Origin of the sequence: Paenibacillus hodogayensis (assembly GCF_039536325.1) — a bacterium.
Taxonomy (GTDB): Bacteria; Bacillota; Bacilli; order Paenibacillales; family NBRC-103111; genus Paenibacillus_AB; species Paenibacillus_AB hodogayensis.
The window spans coordinates 432,268-457,342 of the sequence record NZ_BAAAYO010000010.1 but is presented as its reverse complement, the minus strand read 5'-3'; the positions used below and the strand labels follow the sequence as shown (position 1 = coordinate 457,342).

The 25,075-nt window shown below is 52.0% G+C and carries 25 protein-coding genes, 1 pseudogene and 1 riboswitch; of the genes and pseudogenes, 19 read left to right on the top strand and 7 right to left on the bottom strand.

The features are described 5' to 3' along the window. Positions 1-286: 286 nt before the first annotated feature. Both ABD796_RS21075 and ABD796_RS21070 read left to right on the top strand, forming a co-directional pair. On the top strand, positions 287-1,603 hold the full coding sequence (locus ABD796_RS21075; protein ID WP_344911418.1) for an ABC transporter substrate-binding protein: 1,317 nt from the start codon (positions 287-289) through the stop codon (positions 1,601-1,603). Between the two features lie 250 nt (positions 1,604-1,853). Further along, positions 1,854-4,706 carry a ligand-binding sensor domain-containing protein gene (locus tag ABD796_RS21070; protein WP_344911416.1) on the top strand — a complete coding sequence of 951 codons (2,853 nt, stop codon included), beginning with the start codon at positions 1,854-1,856 and terminating at the stop codon, positions 4,704-4,706. A gap of 223 nt (positions 4,707-4,929) precedes the next feature. Here the strand turns inward: ABD796_RS21070 and ABD796_RS21065 are convergent, their stop codons facing one another. Continuing rightward, positions 4,930-5,247 carry a hypothetical protein gene (locus tag ABD796_RS21065; RefSeq protein ID WP_344911414.1) on the bottom strand — a complete coding sequence of 106 codons (318 nt, stop codon included), beginning with the start codon at positions 5,245-5,247 and terminating at the stop codon, positions 4,930-4,932. Positions 5,248-5,309: 62 nt separating this feature from the next. On the opposite strand from ABD796_RS21065, the gene infC reads away from it, so the two are divergent. Genes infC through ABD796_RS21050 form a run of 3 tightly spaced genes read left to right on the top strand, consistent with a single transcriptional unit; the run spans position 5,310 to position 6,927 of the window. Next, complete coding sequence (infC, locus tag ABD796_RS21060) at positions 5,310-5,789, top strand: translation initiation factor IF-3 (protein ID WP_344911411.1); 480 nt, start codon at positions 5,310-5,312, stop codon at positions 5,787-5,789. Positions 5,790-5,807: 18 nt separating this feature from the next. Next, complete coding sequence (locus ABD796_RS21055) at positions 5,808-6,497, top strand: 3'-5' exonuclease (RefSeq protein ID WP_344911409.1); 690 nt, start codon at positions 5,808-5,810, stop codon at positions 6,495-6,497. Next, the gene (locus ABD796_RS21050) at positions 6,487-6,927 is read left to right on the top strand and encodes a GNAT family N-acetyltransferase (protein ID WP_344911407.1); all 441 of its coding nucleotides are present in this window, start codon (positions 6,487-6,489) and stop codon (positions 6,925-6,927) included. Before ABD796_RS21055 ends, ABD796_RS21050 begins: the two co-directional genes overlap by 11 nt. A 128-nt stretch (positions 6,928-7,055) precedes the next feature. Here the strand turns inward: ABD796_RS21050 and ABD796_RS21045 are convergent, their stop codons facing one another. After that, the gene (locus ABD796_RS21045; RefSeq protein WP_344911404.1) at positions 7,056-8,036 is read right to left on the bottom strand and encodes an N-acetylglucosamine kinase; all 981 of its coding nucleotides are present in this window, start codon (positions 8,034-8,036) and stop codon (positions 7,056-7,058) included. A gap of 132 nt (positions 8,037-8,168) precedes the next feature. On the opposite strand from ABD796_RS21045, the gene ABD796_RS21040 reads away from it, so the two are divergent. Further along, positions 8,169-9,080 (top strand): LysR family transcriptional regulator, encoded by a 912-nt coding sequence (locus ABD796_RS21040; RefSeq protein WP_344911402.1) that lies wholly within the window; start codon positions 8,169-8,171, stop codon positions 9,078-9,080. 348 nt (positions 9,081-9,428) lie between these two features. On the opposite strand, the gene ABD796_RS21035 is transcribed toward ABD796_RS21040, so the two are convergent. Genes ABD796_RS21035 through ABD796_RS21015 form a run of 5 tightly spaced genes read right to left on the bottom strand, consistent with a single transcriptional unit; the run spans position 9,429 to position 11,973 of the window. Then, positions 9,429-10,190, bottom strand: a complete 762-nt coding sequence (locus ABD796_RS21035) for an ABC transporter permease (protein ID WP_344911399.1) — start codon at positions 10,188-10,190, stop codon at positions 9,429-9,431. A gap of 14 nt (positions 10,191-10,204) precedes the next feature. Then, positions 10,205-10,951, bottom strand: coding sequence for an ABC transporter ATP-binding protein (locus ABD796_RS21030; RefSeq protein WP_344911397.1), 747 nt, complete (start codon positions 10,949-10,951; stop codon positions 10,205-10,207). Positions 10,952-10,963: 12 nt separating this feature from the next. Further along, complete coding sequence (locus ABD796_RS21025) at positions 10,964-11,311, bottom strand: DUF1048 domain-containing protein (RefSeq protein ID WP_344911394.1); 348 nt, start codon at positions 11,309-11,311, stop codon at positions 10,964-10,966. A gap of 9 nt (positions 11,312-11,320) precedes the next feature. Further along, positions 11,321-11,668: a DUF1048 domain-containing protein gene (locus ABD796_RS21020; RefSeq protein ID WP_344911391.1), complete on the bottom strand. Its 348-nt coding sequence runs from the start codon at positions 11,666-11,668 to the stop codon at positions 11,321-11,323. Next, positions 11,665-11,973, bottom strand: coding sequence for a PadR family transcriptional regulator (locus tag ABD796_RS21015; RefSeq protein WP_344912910.1), 309 nt, complete (start codon positions 11,971-11,973; stop codon positions 11,665-11,667). Before ABD796_RS21015 ends, ABD796_RS21020 begins: the two co-directional genes overlap by 4 nt. Positions 11,974-12,214: 241 nt before the next feature. Continuing rightward, a riboswitch (ZMP/ZTP riboswitch) is annotated at positions 12,215-12,293 on the top strand. A gap of 192 nt (positions 12,294-12,485) precedes the next feature. Here ABD796_RS21015 and ABD796_RS21010 point away from each other — a divergent pair. The 13 genes and pseudogenes from ABD796_RS21010 to ABD796_RS20945 all read left to right on the top strand — a co-directional run bounded on the left by ABD796_RS21010 (position 12,486) and on the right by ABD796_RS20945 (position 25,051). Next, positions 12,486-12,992: a GNAT family N-acetyltransferase gene (locus ABD796_RS21010; protein WP_344912908.1), complete on the top strand. Its 507-nt coding sequence runs from the start codon at positions 12,486-12,488 to the stop codon at positions 12,990-12,992. 35 nt (positions 12,993-13,027) lie between these two features. Next, positions 13,028-13,549, top strand: a complete 522-nt coding sequence (locus ABD796_RS21005) for a shikimate kinase (RefSeq protein WP_344911389.1) — start codon at positions 13,028-13,030, stop codon at positions 13,547-13,549. 52 nt (positions 13,550-13,601) lie between these two features. Beyond that, complete coding sequence (locus ABD796_RS21000; RefSeq protein WP_344911387.1) at positions 13,602-14,033, top strand: GNAT family N-acetyltransferase; 432 nt, start codon at positions 13,602-13,604, stop codon at positions 14,031-14,033. A 71-nt stretch (positions 14,034-14,104) separates the two neighbouring features. Beyond that, the gene (locus tag ABD796_RS20995; protein WP_344911385.1) at positions 14,105-15,253 is read left to right on the top strand and encodes an SGNH/GDSL hydrolase family protein; all 1,149 of its coding nucleotides are present in this window, start codon (positions 14,105-14,107) and stop codon (positions 15,251-15,253) included. A 472-nt stretch (positions 15,254-15,725) separates the two neighbouring features. Then, positions 15,726-16,249 (top strand): annotated as a pseudogene (locus tag ABD796_RS20985) (DUF6886 family protein). A gap of 74 nt (positions 16,250-16,323) precedes the next feature. Beyond that, complete coding sequence (locus ABD796_RS20980) at positions 16,324-17,196, top strand: aldo/keto reductase (RefSeq protein WP_344911381.1); 873 nt, start codon at positions 16,324-16,326, stop codon at positions 17,194-17,196. Positions 17,197-17,288: 92 nt separating this feature from the next. Then, the gene (locus tag ABD796_RS20975) at positions 17,289-18,176 is read left to right on the top strand and encodes a TIGR01777 family oxidoreductase (protein WP_344911379.1); all 888 of its coding nucleotides are present in this window, start codon (positions 17,289-17,291) and stop codon (positions 18,174-18,176) included. A gap of 148 nt (positions 18,177-18,324) precedes the next feature. Next, the gene (locus tag ABD796_RS20970) at positions 18,325-18,807 is read left to right on the top strand and encodes a DUF2975 domain-containing protein (RefSeq protein WP_344911376.1); all 483 of its coding nucleotides are present in this window, start codon (positions 18,325-18,327) and stop codon (positions 18,805-18,807) included. A 10-nt stretch (positions 18,808-18,817) separates the two neighbouring features. After that, a complete protein-coding gene (locus ABD796_RS20965; protein WP_344911374.1) occupies positions 18,818-19,048 on the top strand; it encodes a helix-turn-helix domain-containing protein in 231 nt (76 codons plus the stop codon). Positions 19,049-19,078: 30 nt separating this feature from the next. Beyond that, positions 19,079-19,873, top strand: coding sequence for a DUF817 domain-containing protein (locus ABD796_RS20960; protein WP_344911372.1), 795 nt, complete (start codon positions 19,079-19,081; stop codon positions 19,871-19,873). Positions 19,874-20,129: 256 nt separating this feature from the next. Beyond that, positions 20,130-21,743, top strand: coding sequence for a response regulator (locus ABD796_RS20955; protein WP_344911370.1), 1,614 nt, complete (start codon positions 20,130-20,132; stop codon positions 21,741-21,743). A 2-nt stretch (positions 21,744-21,745) separates the two neighbouring features. After that, positions 21,746-23,536 (top strand): sensor histidine kinase, encoded by a 1,791-nt coding sequence (locus ABD796_RS20950; RefSeq protein WP_344911367.1) that lies wholly within the window; start codon positions 21,746-21,748, stop codon positions 23,534-23,536. 144 nt (positions 23,537-23,680) lie between these two features. Continuing rightward, the gene (locus ABD796_RS20945) at positions 23,681-25,051 is read left to right on the top strand and encodes an ABC transporter substrate-binding protein (protein ID WP_344911364.1); all 1,371 of its coding nucleotides are present in this window, start codon (positions 23,681-23,683) and stop codon (positions 25,049-25,051) included. The last annotated feature ends 24 nt before the right edge of the window (positions 25,052-25,075 follow it).

Here is a 25,075-nt window from a genome sequence, read left to right as displayed (position 1 = left end):
GCGACAGCGAAGGGGCTTTTTTGCGTCGGGTTGATCGGATTTCCGGTATTCGCGGAGCTCTAGCTCCCGGGTACCTTTTTTTTGTCGTGGAGCCCGGTAGCATATAGACATTTTAAAGACATGAAAAAAGCGGTACAGATGCATTGACTACGCTTACAAAAAGCCGTATTTTGAATATAGGGTTAGTATAGGGTTAGAAAAGGAGGGCGGATCGAGAGAACGGCAAGGTATGCGCAGGACTTTGCAAGACCAAATCAGGAACAGTCCATGGGGGGCGACGGGCAATATGGCGAGAATAAGAAAGATCGGGGCGGCGGGAGCGCTGTCACTGCTGCTGCTGGTGACGGCTTGCGGTCAGAAGAACGAAGGAGCTTCCGAGAGCGGTGGCGTCAAGCCGGAGGAGAAGCCCAAAGAGCCGTATACGATGAGGATATTGGCGGCGGGCGTGAAGGCGGAGGAGTTTGACGAACGCTTCCGCGATACTTTGAAGAAGAAATTTCCGCACATTACAGTGGAATATTACGCGGGAGCAAAAGGCTCGACGATCAACGACCTGATCGCCTCCGGCAATACGCCGGACTTGATCCGCACCGACGTGCCGACGCTCGTGAGCGGCTATCTCGATCTGGGTCTCGGCTTCGATCTGAACGAATTTGTGAAAAATGCCAAATACGACTTGAACCGGTTCAACAAAGTGTTCATCGACGAAATTCTCGACGTCGGCCGTACGGGCGCGTTGTACGGCTTGCCGGTGCCGCCGTACTTTCCGCAGGCGCTGTACTACAATAAAGATTTGTTCGACAAATTCGGCGTCGCTTATCCAAAGGACGGCATGACCTGGGATGAGCTGTACGAGCTCGCTAAGAAGATGACCCGGGTGGACGGCGGAGTCATATACCGCGGCTTCAGCTCGCATCCGACGAACCTGCTGCGCGACAATCCGTTCTCGCTGCCGATCCTCGATCCGAAGGCGGACAAACTGGCCGATCCGGCGCGCTGGACGACGCTGTTCAACAATTTGAAACGGTTCTACGAAATTCCGAACAATACGATCGAAAGCACGGCCGCGCTCGACAGCCAGGCGTTCGCCAAAGGCAACGTGGCGCTGATGACGAACCAGCACAGCGTTTACCTGGTGCTTCCGCCGGAGCTGAACTGGGATTTGGTCTCGTATCCGATCATGGAAGGTGCGCCCAAGCTGATGCCGCAGCGCGGCCCGGCCTACTGGTCGATCACCGGCACGAGCAAGCATAAGGAGGACGCCTTCGAGATGATCATGACGATGCTGTCCGACGAGCTGCAGATGGAGGACTCTCGCAAAGGCATTACGACGACGCTCAGCAGTACGGAAGTGCAAAAGGCGCTTGGAAAGGGACATCCGGTCTACAGCAAAAAGAACATGGACGCCATCAACGCCTATCCGCCGATTCCCTATACGCAGAAACGGCAGGCGGGGCTGACGGACATTCCGGGCGTGACGCAGCAAAACCTGCTTAGTCAAAGCTTTGTTGACGTCGCCCAGGGCAAGACGGACGTCAATACCGCCTTGCGCGATCTGGACGAGAAGCTGAAGGCCGAGTTGGCCAAACAAAAGAGCAAGTAAGGCGGCATGGAGGCAGCTTGGCCGTCGGCCAGTAAGGAAGAAGCTGCGGGCGGACGGGTTTTGCCGGCAGCGGACCGGCGCGACGGCGGTTAGACGGGCGGCTCGAGATTCTACGGCAAGCGAGCGACCGGCCTCAGAGCCGCCGACGGAAGCCGGACAGGAGCAAGACGACGCAGGAGGCGCATCGGGGACGGCTGTCTGCCGCAAGGCACGCGGTCATTCCTATGCCATAGATGGGGAGGGATGTATGATGAGCATCAAGTTGAGGGCCACGGCATATCGCAAGGCATGTCGCACAGCCGTCGCGGCCGTCCTGCTGGCGTCCGCGCTGTTGAGCGGAGCGGCTCCGGCGAGAGCCGATACGGAGGCGCCGAATTTGCTGGTCAATCCGGGCTTTGAGATGGCACCGGAGGAGAACCGGCCGATCCCGGGGTGGAATTTGCGGGGAACGAATCCGGCGGGGATCACGATGGAGGTAACCGACAGCATGGGCAGCGAAGGAAGCAACAGCTTGCGGGTCGTCGATAATTCGACGACAACCGCCGTCGTCGCCTACAGCGATCCGATTGAAGTGTCCGCGGGCGATTCTCTGCTGCTAAGACTTCAGGCGGCCCAAACGACTGGGACGGTATATGCCGGCATCCGTACGTACAAGAAGACGACAGACGACGTCGTCAACGCCGCCCTGAGCAACAAATTCGTGACGCTGACGCCCGGTACGGCGTGGACCGAATACAATTTGGAAGCGGACGTGCCGGCGTTGGGCGCCTATGCCCGAGTACTGATCTATTCCCAGAATGCCGGGAAGGGGGCGACGAACGTGGACGATTTGTATTTGAGGCTATCTAATGCGAGCACCGTCGAGTACGAGTTGACCAATCTGGGAGCGTTTATTCACAATATCGATATTGCCCGCGCAGTATTCTACAAGGAGCCGTCGGGCCGCACGCTCGCCTACGCTACCTTGCAGGCGCTTCCGGCCCAATTGCTTGTGATCGATGTGGACGCGGAGACGGTGCTCAAGCAGATTACCGTCGAGGATACGGTATACGGAACGTACTATAAAGGCGAATATTTGCGGGGGCTCGCTGTTCAACCGGATGGAACCGTTTACATGACTGGGACGCCGACGAACCTGTTCTCCTACACGCCCGGAGAAGACAAGGTGCATTTTGTGAAGAAGCTGCCGGGCGCTGCCGTATACGATCTCAAGAACGGTCCGGACGGCAAACTGGTGGGCGGTACCTACAATAAAAATATCGCCTTCGAATACAACACGGTAACGAATGAGCTGGTGCAGTTGGGGGCGGCTACGCCTGACGAGTATTATTTGTACTCCGTCGCTTACGATGCGAATCGCAACGATTATTACTACGGCATCGGCTCCCACGCTCACCTGATCCGGTATGACCGCGATACCGGGACGAAGACGGAAATTCCGCTTCCGCCGCAGTTTGCTTCGGCGCAATTCGTATGGGACATGAGCATCGTCGAGGACAAGCTGTTCATGCGGCTTTCCCCGGGAGCGACGCTGGCCTTTGATTTGCAAACCGGCCAGTTCGAGTCGACGAACGATACGGTCACGTCGCGGCTCGTCTCGCCGCTTTCTCCCGATGACGACAAAATCTACTATACCGCTTATTCGGAGCTGGGTCATTACGATTTCAGCACGAAACAGTATACGAGACTTGGCGTGGATACGGGCTTCGACGTCAACGGTTTCACGTTCGCGCAGCTGAGCGATCCGGCTTTTCCCGGCAATTCGCTCGTGGCGATAGCGGAAGGAAATCTGTTCAAGTACAATCCGGCGACCGGCGCCGTCCGTTCGGTGCCCATTCCGATACTCGGCGAGCCGAGCGGCCTGCATTCCGCAGCCAAAGGCAATGACGGATTGATGCATGTGAGCGCCTTCGTTGTCGGCGGCAATGCGATGTACGACCCCGTAACCGGGGAACGGCGGGAGTATTCCAAGCAATCCGTCGGCGTCGAGCAGACGGTGCCTGGCAGCCAGACCGACCGGATTTACAGCTACAAGGACAAAATTTATTACGTTACCTATACCGGAATGAGGGTATACGAATATGATCAGGCGCTGCCGTGGGACCGCCAGTCGGTCGCCGCGCCGAATCCGAAGTATATATTCACCGCCTCGAATGTCGGTCACCAGGACCGCGGTCTGGCAGGCACCGTGATGCCGGAGGAAGGTAAGCTTGTAATCGGCACGGTGCCGAAATACGGCTTCCTAGGCGGTTCGCTGGTCATCTACGACCTGGAGACGAACGAACGCGAGGTCTATTGGAACGTGGTGGATCAGCAAAGCGTGACGGCCGTCACGTACAAGGACGGGCTCGTGTACGGCGGCTCGAACATTTGGGGCGGACTTGGCATCGATCCGACCGCCACCGAGGCGAAGCTGTTCATTTGGGATGTGGCGAACAACCAGAAGGTGTTCGAGACGGTTCCGGTGCCGGGCAAGAAGGCGATCACCGAGCTGATCGTCGGACCGGACGGCAACATCTGGGGCTCGGCGGAGGGCGATCTGTTCATCTTCGACCCGAATACGAGGCAGGTGGTGCATCGGCAAAATCTCGTGACGCGCTCGTACAGCAGCGCGGTATGGCGCGATACCCAGTTCGTAATCGGGACCGACGGCAACGTCTACGGCACCCAAGCGAACCAGTTTTTCCGCATCGATGCGGTCACGAAGCAGAAGCAATTGATTCGCAACGCGGGCAAAAACAACCGTCTGGCGCAGGACGATTTCGGCCACTTCTATTTGACCGAAGAAACGGATCTGCTGAAAATCACGATACCCGGCTTGATCGCCCAGCCTGTAGGAGCCCGTTTGGAGCTTTCCTCGGCGAGCCTGGCGATTGGGGAAAGGGCGGAGCCGGCGATTACGGGGCTGCTGGACAAGGCGGGGAGGACGATTGAGAAGCTGGAGCGCCGCCATCCGGTATGGTTCACCGACAATCCGTCCGTCGTCGGCTTCGAGAACGGCAAGCTTGTCGGCAAGCTGCCAGGGACCGCCGAGGTATGGGCACAGACGACCATCGACGGGACGACAGTGGAGACGAACCGTGTCGCGGTGACCGTCCACTAAGCCAGGAACGACCTTATTCTCTTTTCAACCCGGGTACAACGGCGATTGGTCGAAAAGGAACGGTTACCGGATCGGCATATCGCCCGATTAAACCCAAAACGGCCGCTTTCAGCTTGCGCTGAAGGCGGCCGTTTTTTGAAGAATGGACTTGGTACCGTCCGAGGTCCCGTCGCACATGACGATGCAGTCTTTGTCGCTGGGCCGCGAAATGGCGCTTCAGGCATCAGCGCGGACGATTGCCGCGTTTGCCGATCTCCTCGGTGACCGTATACGCCAGCTCCTCGTTGCCGAACATCGACAGCACGCCGAGCAGCGTCTCGTCGGGAATGAAGCCGGCCTCGTCCTTGGGTACGGTTAGTTCGATCGTCTGCTGCAGCACCGGATTGGCCGGCTGATCCGGGTAGGCGCGGTTGTACAGCGCAGTCGGATCCAGGTCGTGGTTGACGCACCATTGGGCGAAGACGAGAATCATCATATGCTCGTCCCGTTCGTAATTGCGGATGATTTGCTCTTCCATTTGCTTGCTGTAGCTGTCGCTCATTGAAAAATCCCCTTCAAACCCGTAATATGGATCATTATAACGAAAGTTCGGGGGTATCCACAATGATCATGAACGAAAAAATTAAAGCGTCCGAAGTGCAGCTGACCGGGGTCAATGGCGAGGATCTGGGCATCGTCTCGACCGCGGAGGCGCTGGCAATGGCCCGCAAGCTGAAGGTCGACCTTGTCTGCGAGTCGCTGATGAGCAGCCCGCCGCCGTGCCGGCTAATTGCGTCCGGAGCGGCCAAACAGGCGGCCCAGCAGGCGAGCAAGCGGGACAGGCCTGCCAAGGTCAAGGAAATCCGCCTGACGCCGCGCATCGAAGACCATGACTTCGAGACGAAGGCGGAGCAGGCGCACCGCATCCTGTTGGCCGGCGACTCTGTCCTGTTTACGGTCCGCATTCAAGGCAAGGAGGGCCAACAGGCCAAGGAGCTGCTGGAGCGGCTGATCCGGGAGTTGAAGCCTTCCGGACGTCCCGCAACCGGCATCCAGCTTAGCGGCAAGCAGGCGGCGGTGCAGTTGAACCCGCTATCGATTTAGAGTAAAGGAGGGCTTACCATGGAGATTTCTTTTTTATCAAAGGAAGAGTATACGATACAAGGGGTTTATGTAGAGAATTTGCATAACCGGCCTTATTGTATATTTGACTTGGAAGGAACAGGGATTCATGTTGAGACGGAATACATTACTCAAATCGCCGCTATCTTATTTCAAAATGGGCAGATTATCGGTAAGTTCGATTCATTAGTGAAATCTCCTAAGCTTATCCCGGACGCTATCGAGAAGTTAACCGGAATTACCAATGAAGAAATGCTGCATGCACCGGCTTTTCCCGAAGTCTATAAGCAGTTTCTCGACTTCTGCGGCGAAGCGGTGTTGGTCACTCAGGCTGGTTATGAGTACGATCTCCCGATGCTGGACAAGCATTGCCGAATTCACGGTTTGCAGCTGTTCCCAAATACAGTTATCGATACAAAGGCATTATTTGCAAATGTTCATCGTGAATGGAATGACATCTTTTCGACGGATTATTTGATTAACTATTATAAGATCGGGGATAACGATGTACCCCGCCACAACGCATTAGGCGATTGTATCCTTATAAGCAGAATTTTTCAGAACATTTTACAGGACTACTCGAATAAAGATATGAAAAGCTTCGAGTTGGAGAAGGGTCTGACTATTAAAAGATTCGTTATGCCAAAGAGTGATCTTGACGAAGATAACGGAGGGTCCCATGACAGCTGATATTTCATTCGGGAGCAAAGAAGAGAGCGAATACATCCGAAAAAGATTGATCGAATTTAACTCCAAGCATGTGCATGAGGAGTTAAGCTCCCGTTACGAGGAAATCAATTTGGCTATTAAGAATACGGATGGCCAAGTGGTAGGCGGAATGCTGGCCGTTCTTTGCTGGAATTGGATTGAAATCGATATTCTCTGGATAGACGAATCGTTAAGGGGCAGAGGCTACGGAACCCGCCTGTTGAATCAGATCGAGGACATCGCCAAAGAAAAAAATTGCACCTTTTTAAAGCTGAATACTTTCAGTTTCCAAGCGCCCGATTTTTATCGAAAACATGGTTACAGCGAAGTGGCGGTATTCGAAGATGCTCCGACGGGGAGCAGGCATTATTACTTTAAGAAAGAAATATATCGGCCCTCCGACGAAGCCTAATACACCGCGATTTCGTTTTAGCGCACTGAGGGGGGAGGAACAAGCCCTCAAGACGAAGCTGCCGGCACGATTCGGCAGCCTCTCTGCGCTAAAGGGCATTCATCCGGTATACGAAACGTTTCTAATCGTCAATAAGCCGACCGGGGGTGCTTGCCTATTTCCCGAAGTGTGTCCGGACCAAGCGGAGCACGGACGTGCTTCAATGCCATAAGCACCGCACCGGACACCGCGGACAACGCAGGATCGGCAAGGCGATATTGTTTGTTGCGTCCTGGCTGCAGCTTGGCGGCAAGCGCCGATTTCATATAGGGGCTGTTGATGACGCTGCCGATGCCCGTCACCGCGACACGTTCGCTGTGAAAGCAGGAACCGAGTATTTCTACGCCTACGGCGATTTCGCGGACGGCCTTGTCGCACACGACCCGGGCCAGACGACTCCCTCCATAAGCGGCATCGGTTACGATCGGCGCCATCTGTCCGAACAGCTTGTCGCGCTCTTGGCGGTCTTCCACGAAACCGCCCGCGGCTATGCTGCGGAAATGATCCATATCCCTGGCGTTCCAGTAACGAAGAACGTCTTCAATCATTTGCTGGTCCGACTGGTGAACATGGCCGGCCAACATCTCGAAAACCGAGTCATAGGAAAGAAATCTGGCTGCGCTCGAGGCGTAATGGCGGTAATCGTAATTTCGGCGCTGGGTACCGTCCTCCGTAATGGCGAACAGGATCGACCCGGTACCGGAAACGACTACGATGCCCGGCTCCCCGAGAAACGCACCCGCATGAGCGATGACGGCGTCATTGACATGCTGCTTCGGACCATCCAGCCCTTCTACGGCAGTCAATGCTTCGACCCATTCCAAATCATTCTCGGAGTCGTATCCGGCAATACCCGCACAAAGCCCTTTTACGTTCCACGGATTGCATTCCGCTTTCGCAAGAGCATCCTGTATAGCCGAGCGAACGTTCTGGACGGCGTTGCTATCTTTATGAATGGACGATGCGCCTCCTTCCGCATAGGAAAGGATACGCCCTTGAAGATCGCTGACCATGACCCTGGTGTAAGACCCGCCTCCGTCGATTCCGATTACCGCTTCTTGTACCGCCATGAATGAAACGCCCCCACTACTGTATGATGAATAAGTCTATGATTCTTGTAACCATCTTACCCCGCATGTATCATTAAGGAAAATAATTATATCGGATAACGGGTATTACGGGAGGATATAACCATCATCAATTTGGAGCTTTACCGCATTTTTTATTTCACCGCCGTAGCGGGGTCTATTTCCAAAGCGGCCAAACAACTGCATCTGACACAGCCGGGCGCCAGTTTGGCGATCAAGCAGCTCGAGGATGCTTTGCGGCTGAACCTATTTGTCCGAACACCGAAAGGCGTCGAACTGACGGTTGACGGCAAGATGCTTTTTTCTTTTATCGAACAAGCTTACGGGCTTATTTCGTCGGCAGAGAAAAAAATGGGCGAGGTCGTCAATCTGAACAGCGGGGAAGTGAGAATCGGGGCGAGCGATTCCACCATTCGCTATGTGCTGCTGCCGTCTCTTATTTATTTTCAACAGCATTATCCGGATATTAAAATCAAGCTGGTCACGAGTTCGACGCTTGGCTGTTTGCAGCACCTGAGAGACGGGACCATCGATTTCTGCCTGGTCCGGACGCCCGTAGACGACAACATGATGACATCCGTGAACGTGTTGACCGTACAGGACTGCTTTGTGGTCGGCGAAAAATATAAATTCCTTTCCGACAATACCGTTTCGTTGGAGCGGTTAATCCAATATCCGCTTGTCGTCTTCCCGGACCATATGACCTCCCGAAAAACGCTGGATCAATTTTTCGCCGCACACGGATTAACGATTCAACCCGCTTTCGAGATCGGCAGCCGGGACATTTTGATCGATTTTGCCAAAGCCGGGTTGGGCCTTTCGTGCGTGGTCAAGCAATTTATTAAAGAAGAGCTGGAAGCCGGCACTCTGTATGAAGTGAAGCTGGATCGACCGCTGCCGATGATCGATTTCGGCATCGTCCGTTTGAAGGAAGCTCCGATGTCCGTTGCCGCCAACAAATTTATGGAGATCGTCGTATCTGCGTCCATCCTGCCGGCGGGCGAAAGAATGGTTACAGCGAAATAGCGGTACTTGAAGAAGCCTCGTTGGGGAGTAATAAGTCGAAGCTGCCGGTACGATTCGGCAGCCTCATCATTGTTGTATGATTCAGCTTTCGTGCACCGTTAGTTCAGCGAGCAGAAGATGTCCGTATTTGCTGCAATCGTTAGAGCGAAGATTCCCGGGGAGCTACCAATAGATGAGGTAGGCGAAAAAACAAAGGCAAAAATAATTCGTTCTAAAAAGTACGACATCCACGATTTGACGCCTACTTCAATAAAAAGGGAACAGGCGCCCGTGGCAGTCTGCTCCCTGGTTATCTTTATTCCCCATTACTCTGACATTAAAGGAGTGATAGAACGTCACTGGCAAACATTAAGCTGCTTTCCGTTTGTATGCGCGCACCGCAAATAGATAGGCGACGATCAGTATCCCTAAGCACCACGCAATAGCGACCCAGATATCATGGCCTACCGGTTGACTCGACAATAGTGCACGAATGGTTTCTACGATAGAGGTCACCGGCTGGTTTTCGGCAAAGGCGCGTACGACTGACGGCATCGTTTCGGTCGGCACAAAGGCCGAACTGATAAACGGCAGGAAGATAAGCGGATAGGAAAACACGCTTGCGCCTTCCACCGATGTCGCAGACAGTCCGGCAATCGCCGCGACCCAAGTCAAAGCCAGCGTAAACAGCACGAGTATTCCGGCTACGGCAAGCCAGGACAGTACCCCCGCCGATGAGCGAAAGCCCATAATGAGCGCTACGAGAATGATTACGACAACAGAAATGACGTTGGATACTACCGAGGTAAGCACATGCCCCCACAGCACGGCGGAACGCGAAATCGGCATGGAGTGGAACCGCTCAATGATGCCCCGTTGTTTATCCAAAAACAGGCGGTACGCCGTATAGGATATACCGCTTGCAATCGCAATGAGTAGGATACCGGGCAACAGGTAATTCACATAGTTATCCGTACCGGTTTGGATTGCACCGCCAAACACATAGACGAATAGCAGCATCATTGCAATCGGAGTGATGCAAACCGTGAAGATGGTGTCCATGCTTCGCAAAATATGGCGCATGGAACGTCCGAGCATCACGCTCATGTCGCTGAAAAAATGCTCATTCATTGTGACTTCCCCTCCTATTTACCAATGATTGCGAGGAATATTTCCTCCAATGAAGGTTGTTTTTCCACGTATTCCGTCTTTGCGGGTGGGAACAGCTTCTTCAGTTCCTCCAGCGTGCCATTGGCAATAATCTTGCCCTTATGCAAAATGGCAATTGTATCGGCAAGCTGTTCAGCCTCATCCAAATACTGAGTGGTCAGGAATACCGTTGTGCCACCGTCGGCAAGCTCCTTGACAATCGTCCAAGCCTCCATGCGTGCCTCGGGGTCAAGGCCTGTGGTTGGTTCGTCGAGGAAAATGAGCTGCGGTTTTCCGATCAGGCTCATGGCAATGTCGAGCCTGCGGCGCATACCGCCCGAATAGGTGGACACCTTGCGGTCGGCGGCGTCGTTCAAGCCAAAGCGATTCAGTAAATCATCCGCGACATGACGCGGATTTGTAAGGTGGCGCAGTTTGGCGATCATGATAAGATTTTCCCGCCCGGTCAATATCTCGTCCACGGCGGCAAATTGCCCGGTTAGACTGATCGCCTGCCGCACATTCTCGGGTTTTGACGCGACGTCAAATCCGATTATAGTGGCGGTGCCTCCGTCCTGTTGGAGCAGCGTAGTGAGGATTCTGACAATCGTCGTCTTGCCCGCGCCGTTGGAGCCAAGCAGGGCGAAAATCTCGCCTCGCTTCACTTCAAAATCGACGCCCTTTAGGACTTCTTTGTCCTTGAAAGACTTTCGCAGACCTTTCACTTCAATTGCTTTTTCCATCCCGATCCCCCTTTACTTTTTATCCGTAACCTTTCTCATGGCCTTGTTAACTTCTTGGTCAACAGATTCTTGATAGATGTCGGCGTAAGTTTTGGAATCTTTGATTAGATCGTCGCTGAAAGCCGCTACGTCACTGCCCGTCACTTCGAGCACACCTTTTCCCAAGGCCGCGCCCTCTTCAAAAAGATCGATAATTCCCGAGAGTAAACTTATTCCGTCGGTTAGCTCAACAGGGCCGACCTTAAAGAGATATTTTTGAATTTCTTTATAAACAATCTGATAATCTTGCGGGAGCGCTTTGACGCGCGCCATGTGCGCTCGCCACTCTTTTTTGCCTTCGATCATATCTTGTATTCTCATGTTATCCTCCTATTTGCCTAATTTTTTAGCGATATTATTGTTGAGCTGCTCGCGCCACTTGTCGCGCAAAGACTTTGCCCCCTCTTCGCCGGCCAGCGCTTTACAGAAGCCTGTGATATCGTCACCCAAAACGTCTTGGACACTCTGACCGTCCGCGGCCGTTTCTTCGAGCAGGCCAAGCACACCGTCAAAAATTGGCATGAGGTTGCGACCGGTGAAATCCGAGTGCGACCAAAGATTGACCTTCATTTTCTCCCATGCCGCTTGATAATCGGCTGGCAGCTTGTTTGCTCGCGTTTCAAACGTTTTAAATTCTTTAGTCATGTCACTTCCGGTGATTTTTTCCCAAAAATTCATTGTTGTTCCTCCTTTAACTCGTTAATCTTGGATGATACGAACTGCCATTTTTCCCAGATCCTCCGTAGTTCCTCGCGCCCGGCGTCGTTGATCGCGAAAAACTTTCGCGGCGGTCCCATATCGGAGGGCTTCTTGGTAATCTCCACCAACTTGTTTTTTTCGAGCCGGATTAGGATCGTGTACACCGTTCCCTCCACAACATCTGTGAAGCCGAGGGCGTTCAGCCGGCGTGTGATTTCGTAGCCGTACGTTTCTTTGCGGCTTATAATTTCAAGGACGCAGCCCTCAAGCACCCCTTTGAGCATTTCCGTCAGGTTTTCCAGCACAATCACTCCTTGCTATTCTGTATCACTGGTATCAAGTGATACTTACTACTGCTATAAAGTAACACGTAGTAGCGGGATTGTCAATAGCATGGCTCGGACACGAATGATATATTTTCAACTGCCCGTTTGCTCAATAGGCTCTGGTATAGATAGGCAGCCTCGCCACATTTTCACGAACAGATGGGCAAAAAAGGAAACGACGTGTATAATAAAATACATATCGGGTATGCGCGACTGGCGTAATGTGGATCACCACAAGGGAGCGCATATTGTAAATGCCGTACGCCTGGGCAAAGTATTTGATCATCGCGGATCAGATGCTTTTTTATTTTATTTTCCAAGTGAAGAGAGGGCTGATGCCGGATTGAGAATAGCATTTGTGCGTGGTACAGAAGAAGATGGAGTATCCGTATTATCAAGCCGGCCATTTAAGCGATGTCTATATGAGAACGGTGTGACAGCCGAAGGACAAAGGAGCGGGCAATTTGCAGATGGATTCGGAAGCAGCGGAGCTCTTGATCAGGAGAATCCGCGAGGATGAAATCGGGGAAGTGTCTTTGATTCTGGAAGAGGCGGCCCTTTGGCTGAAACGAGAAGGCAGGGACATGTGGACCGAAAAGCAGTATTCGGTCCGGGGGCTGCTGGACAGCTACACGGTCGCCGATATGTATCTGGGCTTCCTGGACCAGCAGGCCGTTGCGACCATGGTCCTTCAGGAGAAAGACCTCCTATTCGGAGCGGACGATCACAAGCCGTGCTTGTATTTGCACAAGCTTGCCGCAAGAAGGTCGTATGCCCGGACAGGAATGGCGGCACAGATGATAACATGGGCCAAGAGGATGGCCGCTGCGCGAGGCAAACATACCTTGAGACTGGATTGCGCTGCCGACCGGCCGCGATTGTGCGAATTTTATGAGAAGCAGGGCTTTGTGAAAGTTAGGGAGGCTTTGATTCTAAACCAATACCCGACCGCTTTTTATGAAATTCGTATCGATTGACTCTAAACCGAGATTTTACAGGGGTGAAGGAAACGATGAATATCGTACTGATCGGTATGTCTGGGGCCGGCAAAAGCACCTTGGGAGTGCTGCTTGCAAAAGCTTTAGGCATGGATTTCGTCGATACGGATATTGTTATCCAACAACAGGAAGGCAGGCTGTTACAAGATATTATTGATCAGGATGGCATAGAAACATTTATGGAGATCGAAGAACGGATCGTGTCCGAGTTGCAACTGGACCATTGCGTGATCGCTACAGGCGGAAGCGTAGTCTATTCGGAAAAAGCGATGAATGCCCTTCAAAGGGGTGGAACGATTGTTTATTTACATGTCCCTTATGATGAAATTGAAAGGAGACTCTTAAACATAGCAACCAGAGGCATTGTAATTAAGAAAGGAAAACGTCTTAAGGATGTCTACGAGGAAAGAGCTCCTTTATACATGAAGTATAGCGATCAAACTGTTGATTGCTCCGATAAGGATATCGAACTTTGTGTTTATGAAATTATAAAGAATGTGCAAGCAAGACATGGCGAGCATACAACCAACGGGTAACGCTTGGCGCATAACTGGATGCGATGCAATAATCTATAATGGGATGGGGTGAATGAGATTGGATGCAAGGATAAGACTGGCGGGCCCAAGTGATGCAAATGAACTTTCAAGGCTTAATCAAGCGTTTAACGGCGGTGACCCAAGGCCTTCCGCAGACATACTGGAGAGCCTAAATGACAGCGCTGAATTGATTGCTGTAGCAGAAATAGACGGCAGAGTCGTTGGTTTTGGTTGCGCTCAGAGTTTTCGATCATTTTGCTATAACGGGCTTCAAGGAGAGATTACCGAATTATATGTGGAGGAAGACGCTCGAAGAAAGGGCATTGCCGCTTCATTACTGCTTTATTTGGAAGAAAACTTAGAAAAACGCGGAGTGAAAAGTGTTAAAGTACTAACAGGTAGAAGAAACCATGCTGCGATTAAAACCTATGAACAAGGCAACTATCGTCAGGACGATGAGCTCTTATTGACGAAAAAGCTGTAGGACAGATCCGTTTCCTCACGTTTAAGGCGTCGAATGTCGAAGTCAGAACAGACTGGAATGGAGATGAGTGAATGGTATCCTCGAAGCGGGAAGGCCGTTTTACCGATTATATCATCCGTGGCGGGATTAATCCGACAGCGCTTAAGTTGAATAGCGGTCAGCCGGTGACGGTAGCTTTTATCGGGGGATCGGTTACAGCTGGAGCCGGTGCCTCGGATGCAAGTCACAGCAGCTACCGTGCATGGACATGCCGTTATTTGGAGCGCAGTTTCCCCAAGACTGCATTTCGCTTCGTCAATGCGGCTATCGGCGGAACCGATTCCGTTTATGGCGCGTTCCGGATTAAGGAGCATGTGTTCAAGGACGGGCCTGTTGATTTGCTGTTTGTCGAATACGCGGTGAATGATGCCGGAAACCGGACCGAATCGGTCAGAGCGATGGAAGGAATCGTCAGGCAAGCCAAGCGGATCAACCCGAAGATCGGCATTTGCTTTCTTTATTTGGCCAATAAGCCGGGTATCAAGCAATTTTCCGCAAACGGCAAGGGACAGCTCAATATTTTCCACCACGAAGAAGTGGCGGACTATTACCGGATTCCATCGGTACATATCGCCGGGGAGATTTATCGGATGATCGAATCCGGCAAACTGGAATGGGAGCAACTTAGCGGCGATGAGGTGCACCCGAACGATTACGGGTACTCCTTGTACGGCCGATTTATGGAGCATTTTTTGGAAGAAGCTTTACAAGCACGTGCTTCGGAGCCGGCAAACATCGCGGACCTGCCGGCGCCGATAGATCCTTTTTGCTACGAGAACGCGGATTTGGTGTCTCCGGATAAAGCGGCAAATGTATCGGGCTGGCGGACGGTCAATGGCTGGACGACCGAGCGGACGTGCAACTGGACGCCTCCGGCGGATATATTCGTCGCAGAATCGCCGGGAGCCGGATTCCGGATTCCGTTTACCGGCACGGCGGGAGGGATATCGATGCTGGCCGGCATGGACACCGGCGATGTCCAGGTGTCGGTCGACGGGGGAGAATGGCGAGCCGTGCAGCTTTTCGACCGCTATTGTCCGATGTTTTACCGGCCTAAAATTGTTCTATTTGCGGATGGTCTTTCCCCAGGCGAGCATGTCTTGGATGTCAGAATCTCCGAGGAGAGACACGAAGACAGTACCGGTCACGCCATCCGTATTTTGAAGCTGCTCGTCAATTAGTAGCGGGTGGCTCTGTTTCATCGTCAAATTTGAGCGTTATGAGTGGTCTGATCGTGTATGAGCTAGATATATAAGCATGGATAGCAATGGTGCCATTTCTGAGGTGATAGTATTGCAACATATAAAGCTGACAACTGAAACTTTAAGTTTTATAAACCAATTAGGCGAAGAGATTATAGTGAGCTTTAAAGAATGTAATGAGAATTGGATTGCTTGTCACAAAAGAAATAATAATTGGACTGAAGAAGAATACGAGCAGTTTAGTAGGCAGAGTAAATGTATTGGGCATAGGGACTTCTGTGCGAAGCCCCCTTATTTCGAGTTCTTCACGATCCCCTATTCCAAAGTGGAATTAAGGAATCAGAAGAAATTTTTAGCTCTACAGAAAATGATTCTTGATGCTGGGTGGACTACATTTGATTTAAGTTAATGAGCCGATAATGGAGTAATCTGCTTGGACGAGGCTTTCGGGATGGGAGGCGGTCGCGTGAAGTTATTTCATTTTAGCGAGGAAAGCTCAATTGAGATTTTTGTGCCAAGAGTGAAAGAAAATCGGAGGAATATGCCTCCTGTTGTTTGGGCAATCGATGATGTCCATGAACATTTTATTTTCCCAGGGACTGCCCGAGAATTGTTTATTACAGACATAATGAGATTTCTGACGAAGATAACACTACATTTTTTGGAATGACCCAATCGGATACTTTCGTAGTGGTTGAGACTGATTGGTATGAGCGTATCAAGAGTACAACCACTTTTAGATATAATTTGCCTATCGAAACTTTTCAATTGTTTGACGAGTATGCTGGATACTACATATCAACTCAAATAGTAAAACCAATTGAGGTTGAACCCCTCGATAACCTTATAGAAAAACTAATAAGTTTGAATATCGAACTAAGATTTACTCCTAACTTGCATCCACTAAGGAATGCCATTCTAGGCTCGTCTCTAAAGGATTTCGGCATACACAGATTCGCAAATGCTATGGTTTAATGGAATAATATTCAAAATTTTCTGTTGTTTTTCATGGGATGTGGTAATAAAAGTGTTTTTGGGAGGTGTTATGCATGTTATATCGTAAGCTAGGCAATACGGAAGTGATTATTCCTGCTATAGGCCAAGGGACTTGGAAGCTTGGGGAAGAGAAATATAAGGAAAACGACGAAATAAAAGCGCTGCGTTTTGGCATTGAAAACGGGCTTACCCTTATCGATACTGCCGAAGAATATGGCCATGGGGGAGCGGAAAGGGTTGTTGGACAAGCCATCCAAGATGTAAGAAATGATGTATTTCTGGTGACGAAAGTTTCTGCCAAAAACTGTTCGTACAAAGGTGTTCTGAGAGCAGCAGAGTCAAGTTTAGAGCGTTTGAAGACAAATCACATTGATTTGTATTTACAACATTGGCCCAGTCAGCAATACGATATTTCGGAGACGATGGGGGCTATGGCTGAATTAGTTGGCAAGGGATTGGTTAAATATGTCGGGGTAAGCAACTTTTCCGCTCATTCCATGCAAGAAGCTCAATCCCATTTAGGCCATGTCCCGCTGGTCTGCAATCAAGTAGCCTACCATTTGAACGATAGAAGGATAGAGAGTCAGATTTTACCCTACGCCAAGAAACATGGAGTGGCGATTATGGGGTACTCGCCTTTTGGATATGCTCCTCGTGTATTTGGCGGGAAAGGATTTCCGGAGGTCGGGTCACAAGGACGAATTTTATTGGAGTCTATAGGGGCAAAACACGGCAAGTCGGCGTACCAAGTGGCGTTGAACTGGGTGTTAAGGCAGGAAGGATTGGTTACGATCCCGAAAGCCGCGAACCAGGAACACATCTTTGATAATTTAAACGCCATAGGCTGGGAGCTGGATAAAGATGATTTGGCTCGGATCGAGAGAACCTTCCCAAGGGAAGGAGGCATAGCGGAATCCATTTCCTAAAGAGGACCTACGAAAGTTAGAACTACTGGATGTGCCGAAGGGAGGCTATGATAAGGAAAACGCGGGGTTTTGAGTGACTGGGGGCTATGAGGTTGAGCAGAAAGATTGTGTTGGCCGGAGGAACGGGCTTTATCGGGAATTATTTTATGAAGAACTTTGCAGCCCGCGGTTACGAAGTAAAGATCATCTCAAGAAAGCCCGGGAATATAGCTTGGAGCAATCTTCACGCGATCACGGAAGCGCTGGAGGGGGCTGAACTGTTAGTGAATTTGGCAGGGAAGTCCGTGGACTGCAGGTATAATCAAAAGAATAAGGACGAAATTTTAAGATCCCGAACAGAGACAACAGGTTTACTTGGAAAAGCATTGCTTTTATGCGACAATCCGCCCCCGCTTTGGATAAACTCCAGCACAGCGACGATCTATAGACATGCGGAAGATCGCCCTATGACGGAAGAGCATGGGGAAATCGGTTCGGGTTTTTCTGTTGATGTAGCCAAAGCCTGGGAGCATGCTTTCTTCTCCTTTACGCTTCCGAAAACGAGGCAAGCAGCCTTGCGAATATCTATTGTTTTGGGGAGAGACGGCGGAGTCATGAGTCCATTGAAAAACTTGGCTGCCTGCGGACTTGGAGGTGCGCAAGGGCCGGGGCATCAGAGGTTTAGTTGGATCCATGTGGACGATTTATTGCGAATTGTCCTATTCCTAAAGGAACATAAAGAATTAAACGGAATCTTCAACTGCGCTTCGCCTAACCCCGTTACAAACCGTGAACTCATGAAACAACTGCGCTTGGTCATGAACAAAAAGGTCGGTATGCCCCTCCCCGGATGGTTATTGGAAATCGGCGCTTGTTTCATCCGAACAGAAACGGAGCTCCTTCTGAAGAGCCGTTGGGTGATCCCCCAGAGGCTTCAAGAGCATGGATTTTCTTTTCAATTCAACGATATTCACGAAGCTTTTCAAGACATTTGCAAGTAGTGACAAGCAGAGGCCCCGCTTCTGCTTTTTTTCTTTGTCTAAAGTTATCTAAAATAATAAAAACACAACTATAATCAATAATTATTTATTGTTAAACGATAAAAATCGTGTTAAGATCAAAATGAAAAAAACAAGTGAGGTGCATGTTATGGAACGGGGAACCACACTCTTTTTAAAGCTGGCTGTTGTTCTTATGGGAATTCCGGTTCTTGCTTTGTGCCTATTTCTGGTGCCCGAGATTGGGAATTATGTGGCACAATTGTATCCCGATATGACGTATCTGAAATATCTCGTTTTTATTGATTTGTATGCAACGGCAATCCCTTTTTACTTCGCTCTGTACCAAGCCTTTAAACTTTTAAGCTATATCGACAGGAACGACGCTTTCTCGGAATTATCTGTTACAGCCTTAAAAAAGATAAAATACTGCGCAATCACAATCAGCGGCTTGTATGTATTGGGTCTGCCGCTCTTTTATCTCATAGCCGAGAGAGACGACGCCCCGGGTGTCATCGTGATCGGATTGGTCATGATTTTTGCTTCCCTGGTAATTGCAGTCTTTGCGGCCGTTCTTCAAAAGCTATTGAAAAATGCCATAGATATCAAATCTGAGAACGACCTGACGGTCTGAGGTGAATAATATGGCGATGATAATCAATATTGATGTGATGCTGGCTAAAAGGAAAATGAGCGTAACGGAACTTTCCGAGAGGGTTGGAATCACAATGGCCAACCTGTCCATATTGAAAAATGGAAAGGCAAAAGCGATCCGATTTTCCACTTTAGAAGCCATTTGCAAAGCATTGGACTGCCAGCCCGGAGATATTCTGGAGTACAAAAGCGACGACGACGCTCGAGGATCAAATGGATAGGTGTGAATATCGTTGTGTGGTGAGAAGAACATGAGGGTATGGCTGCAGTTTGTTCGTTTTGGTTGGGAGCAGGCGCTGTCTTGTCTGTTTCCCGTTGTTATTTTCGCTTCGTTGGCTTTAACGCAGCATGTCCAGATCCCGTGGCTTCCGAGGTATGACGCGCTGCTGCTCATTTGCCTCGCCATGCAATGGTGGATGGTCCGTTCCGGCCTGGAAACGCGCGATGAAGTGAAGGTAATTACTTTGTTTCACTTGATCGGCCTGGCCCTTGAGTTGTTCAAGGTACATATGGGTTCATGGTCGTACCCCGAGGAGGGGTACTCGAAGGTATTCGGCGTTCCGTTATACAGCGGATTCATGTACGCGAGCGTTGCGAGTTACCTTTGCCAAGCGTGGCGGCGGTTGAAGGTCGGATTGGTTAGATGGCCGCCTTTCCCGGTGGTGGTACCGCTTGCTGCGATGATTTATTTAAACTTCTTCACCCACCATTTTTGGATCGATGTTCGTTGGTGGCTGTCGGCGCTTGTGCTGCTCGTATTTTGGCGGACATGGGTCACGTATGAGGTCGGCGGAACGCGATATCGGATGCCGCTTGCGCTCTCTTTCGCGCTGATCGGATTCTTTATCTGGGTGGCGGAAAACGTCGCTACTTTTTTCGGAGCTTGGGAATATCCGGATCAGTCCGTGTCGTGGAGAATGGTCCATTTCGGCAAGGCGAGCTCCTGGCTACTGCTGGTGATTGTCAGCTTTTTGATCGTAGCGACGTTAAAGCGGGTGAAGGATCGACAAGTTTCTGATTCAAAAGAAGCGAGCATCCAAGGATAATTGCTCGGGACGCGTCATTTCTATAGCGGCAGTTTAGGATTCGTCCTAGGCTGCCGTTTGTCTTTTTAAGGCGAGGTAAACGGTTTAAAGGAATTCGCAAAAATGTCCATTCCGACAGCGGAGCCCGGTCTGGTACAATCGTACATAGGCGTTCCGGTGCCGGAATTTTTTGGCGCCGAAGGGACGAGGCCTGATCCGACATTTTTATGTAAACGGTATCATTACCACAACAATGCGATGGATCGGAGGAATGGCAATGACCGTCAAATTGCTGCTGGCCGACGATGAATTGATTATTCGCGACGGCATCCGGAACAAGATGGATTGGTCCGGCATGGGGATCGAACTGGTCGGGGCGGCCGAGAACGGCAAGGTTGCGCTCGATATGCTGAAGAACGGGCCGGTCGACATCCTGCTTACCGATATTCATATGCCGTACATGGACGGCATTCAGCTGTGCCGGGAGGCGCGCAAGCTTCACCCCAATATCAAGATCGTGGTGCTGTCCGGCTACGAGGAGTTCGAGTTCGCCCAGCAGGCGCTCGAATTTTCCGCAATGAAGTATATGCTGAAGCCGTTCACAAGCCGGGAGCTGGAGCAGATCGTACTTCAGGCGAAGCAGGAGGTTACCGGCCACCGACGTGCCGAATCGACGCTCCAGCTGACGATGAAGCGTCTGCAGGAAAGCTTCCCGCTGCTGCGCGAGAAAGTGCTGACCCGGCTGGTGGAGGGGCGCATGAACGAGCGGGAGGCGCGACAGAAGCTGGATTCGCTGGAGATCGCTTTGACCGGCGAACGTTTTGCCGTATGGGTCGTCGAGCCGGAGACGGTTACGATCCCTTCCGCCGGCGCGCAGAACGGCGTGGATGCCGGAGAGCTGCTGCTGCTCATGCTGCGGGACGAGATCGAAGGCTTTATGCGCAACCGGAGACGGGCCGTCGTATTCAGCGGCCTGAACGCGAATATCGTGTGCATTGTCGAAGGGGACGACGGAGAGCTGCCCCATCTGTTCGACTTGCCGGAAACGTTGAAGGCGCACGTATTCGCGAGTCTGGATATGCCGGTATCCATCGGCCTGGGCGGCGTCAAGCTCGGTCTGGAGGGGATAGCGGGCTCCTACCAGGAAGCGTTGGAGGCGCTCGAGTACCGCTTTCTGATCGGCGACAACAGCGTTATTCCGGTTGACTATATCAATTTCGAAGACGAGCCGGACCAGGTGACAATATCCGAGAAGCATATCGAGAAGCTGACGACGGCGGTCAGACTTGGCAATAAGGCGGGCATCCGAGGCGAGCTTGACGCGGTGTTCGGCGCTATCCGCGGCAGCGCCGGGCTGCCGATTTCGGACATCAAGCTGTACATGAAAGAGTTTCTCGCCGTGGCGCTCCGGCAACTGCTGCAATCCGGCGTACGCCTCAAGGAAATATACGGCAAGGACTTCGACCCGTATTCTACGGTCGATCATTACCGGACGATGGACGACATGCAGCGCGGGCTGCGGACGATGTTTGCGGAAATCTCCGACTTCGTGCGCGACAAGCGGGGTAACAAGACGCGCTCCGTCATCCAGCGGGCCGTCGAATACATAGACGTTCATTACCGCATCGAGGACCTGTCCATCAACCGGTTAAGTGAGGAGCTGCAGATGAATACGTCCTATTTCAGCCGGCTGTTCAAGCAGGAGATGGGCTGCACGTTCACGGAATATTTGACCCGGACGCGCATCGAGAAAGCCAAGCATCTGCTGCGCGGCACGACGATGAGGGTGTCGGAGATCACCTTCGAGGTTGGTTTGAAGGACCCGTTCTATTTCAGCACCCTGTTCAAAAAGGTGACCGGCGTCAATCCGACCGAGTACCGGGAGCAATGAGCGTGCCTAGGGACAATTGGTTCGTCCGCTTGCTCGGCACCCGTATCTTTTTTCGAATCTTTTTGATGACCGCGGTGATGGTCACATTCGCCCTGACGGTCGGCGCTTATTTCTCGCTGTCGCTATTCTCCGAGAAGATGGAGCAGAAAGGGACGGAGAATATCCGCAACATTTTGGAGCAGACGAACAAGCTGATCGATTCGCGCATGGATATGCTGCTTCGCATTTCGAACCTGATTCTGAACGATCCGGCGATCGGCGAGCTGGCCTCCGAACGGCTTCTGCAGGACGAACGGGACAAGGAGCGAATGAGCGGCGCCATCGGGAAATATATCGACTCGGACCCCGGCATCGTATCGGTCTTTTTGCTTAATAAGGAAAGGGGGCTGTTTATCCCCTCCGACGATTTCCGTTCGGACGCCGACAATGCGGAGGAAACGAAACGGCGCTATTTAAGCTTCTCGAACAATCGGTACTCCAAGGGCTTGACCTGGATTCCGACGCATCGTATCGATTATTCGAGCGAGCGCCATGCCGACGAAAATGTGCTCAAGCTGACCAGGGAAGTATTCGATTCCGCCGTCAGCGCTTACCGTGGAACGGTTGTGGTCAACATTGCCGAGGAGAGCGTTTACAAATATTTGAAAAACGTCGACGTGCCAACCGGCACGATCTTCCACGTGATCGACAAAAACGGCATCGTCATCTCCGGGACGGAGCGCAGTGGTGTAGGCAAGTTCGAGTACAGCTATACGTATATGCAGGCCGTGCTGCAAAAGGAAGGAAGCTTCGTCCGCGACTACCGGGGCATCCCTTACTTGTTCGTGTTCAACAAGCTGGAAAGCGTGGACTGGGTCATTATCGGCGCTATTCCGGTCTCCGAGCTGGTTAGCGACCGCGACCGCATCATGCGGGGGCTTGCCGTCATATTGCTGCTGGTGCTTGGGGCATCGTTGGTCGGTTCGCTCGGTATCGCCTATTCGATATCCCTCCCGATCAAGCGGCTGGCGGCGGTCATGCGCAAAGTCCGCTCCGGCTTCTTCGACGTCAAGGCGGAGATTCGTTCCCGCGACGAGGTCGGCATGCTTGGCGAAAGCTTCAATGAGATGATTGTCCGCACGAACGAGCTGCTGCATCGGCTTCAGGAAAGCCATCACAAGGAAAAAAACGCCGAAATCCGCGCGCTGCAGGCGCAAATCAATCCCCATTTTCTGTACAATACCCTCGCTTCGGTCGTCTGGCTGGCCGAAAACCGCGATTTTGACAAAATTACGGATCTCGTTTCCAAGCTCGGCCGGTATTACCGGCAAAGCCTGTCGCGCGGCATGGACATCGTCACGGTAAGGCACGAACTGGAGCATATCGGCAATTATTTGGCCATCGAGCAGATTCGGTACGGGACGAAATTCGCCTACGATATCAGCGTGGAGCCGGCCGTATACGCCCATAAATGTCTGAAGCTGCTGCTTCAGCCGCTGGTGGAGAATGCCGTCCATCACGGCATTATGAACAAGGAGGGCAATGGCTGGATCCGGGTGGACGGCTGGAAGGACGCCGACGATATCGTGCTCCGGGTCATCGACAACGGCGGCGGGATCGCCCAGGAGCGTCTGGACGAGATCAACGGCTGTTTCCGCTCCGGCCGGTCGCTGGAGCTGCCTCATTCCTATGGCATCAAAAACGTGAACGAAAGGCTCCAACTCGTGTACGGGCCGGCCTACGGGCTGTTCTATTCCTCGGAGCAAGGGGTGGGAACGACCGTGCTGATCCGCTTTCCCGCACGCTATGAGTAAGCGCTGTCACGGCGGTAAACAAATTCAAGGAGAAGTAAAGAGCTTCAATTCCAAACCGCTTCGCGGTGCGATAGGCTGGAAACAGCCGGGAGTCAGCGCGTTCCGGCAAAATCGGGGGCAACACCAATACGGGAGGTATTCCATGTGAGTAAGGGGCAGATGTTGAAAAAGCCGGCGGCGGTTATGCTGGCATCCATGCTGGCGGTAACGACGGCGGCATGTTCATCGGGCACGTCAGGAGCCGACGGGGGCAAAGAGAGCAAGCCGGAGACGAATAAGCCGAAAGACCCGATCACGCTCGTCATCAAGCATACCACTTACGATACGTTCGATCAGGACTTGGCGCCGGCGATCAAGAAGTATCAGGAGAAAAACCCGCACGTGACGGTCAAGGTGGACATGGTCAAGCCGAATCAAGGGGAGAACATCATTACCGCCAACACCGCCCTGTTCGCTTCCGGCGAGCAGATCGACATTCTTCGCGTCAGCCCTAACGTAGGCGCCGGGGAATATGCGGCGAGAGGCTGGGTCGTCCCGCTGGACGAATACATCAAGAAAACCGGCGTGGATATGACCAAATATTACCCGTCCCTGCAAACCCGCGGCGTTTACGGGGGTAAGCGCTATGCCATGCCGTGGATTCACTCGCAATTCATGATTTTCTACAATAAAGACATGTTCCAGAAATTCGGCATCCCGGAGCCGAAAGTGAGCTGGACGTACGAGGATATGCTTAACGCGGGCCGCAAGCTGATCGAGAACAAGGTGCATGCCTTCGAAGCGTCGCTGCCGAATATGCTGCATATCGTCGGCGGGGCATGGGGAGGAACGACGTTCAACCCGAACGGCAGCCAGATGACGCTGGATAGTCAGGGAGCGCTTAAAGGCTTCGACTTTTTCCGCGACATGGTCGTGAAGGACGGTTTATCTCCGGGCAAGGTGACGCAGGCGAAAGGATTGGCCGGCGGCCCCAGCTTTGCCAAAGGAACGTCGGGCATGTCGTTCACTTGGTTGAAGATGAAGCAATTCGACGAAGCCGGCTTGAACTACGGCGTCGTGCCTGCGCCGGTCGGACCGGGCAAGCAGCAGGGCTACGGCGCGCTTGACGGCATCGCGTTGTCCTCCACGAGCAAGAACAAGGAAGAGGCGTGGAACCTGATTAAATTTTTGGCCTACGACAACGAAGGTCAATTGGAGCAGATTAAGCAAAAAATTACGATCCCGGCTTTCCCCAAGGAAAAAGAACAAATTGAGGCGTGGGAGAAGACGATCAACAAAAAAGACGTCACCGATGCGATTTTGTACCAGGTCGAGAAGACGAACGACGAGGGCGTCGGCATGATGAACAATATGCCTGGAACCGAGGTCGCTTTCGAAGGATTCATTACATGGCTCGGACAAAATCTGTTCAACGACAACTTCGACGTATACACCCAGGTGCCGGCGAAGGTGAAGGAATTCAACGCGCAGTGGAACGACCTGCAAAAAGAAGCGGAAAAGCAAATGAAGAAATAGCAAGGAGAAGTGGCGAGGAGGGAA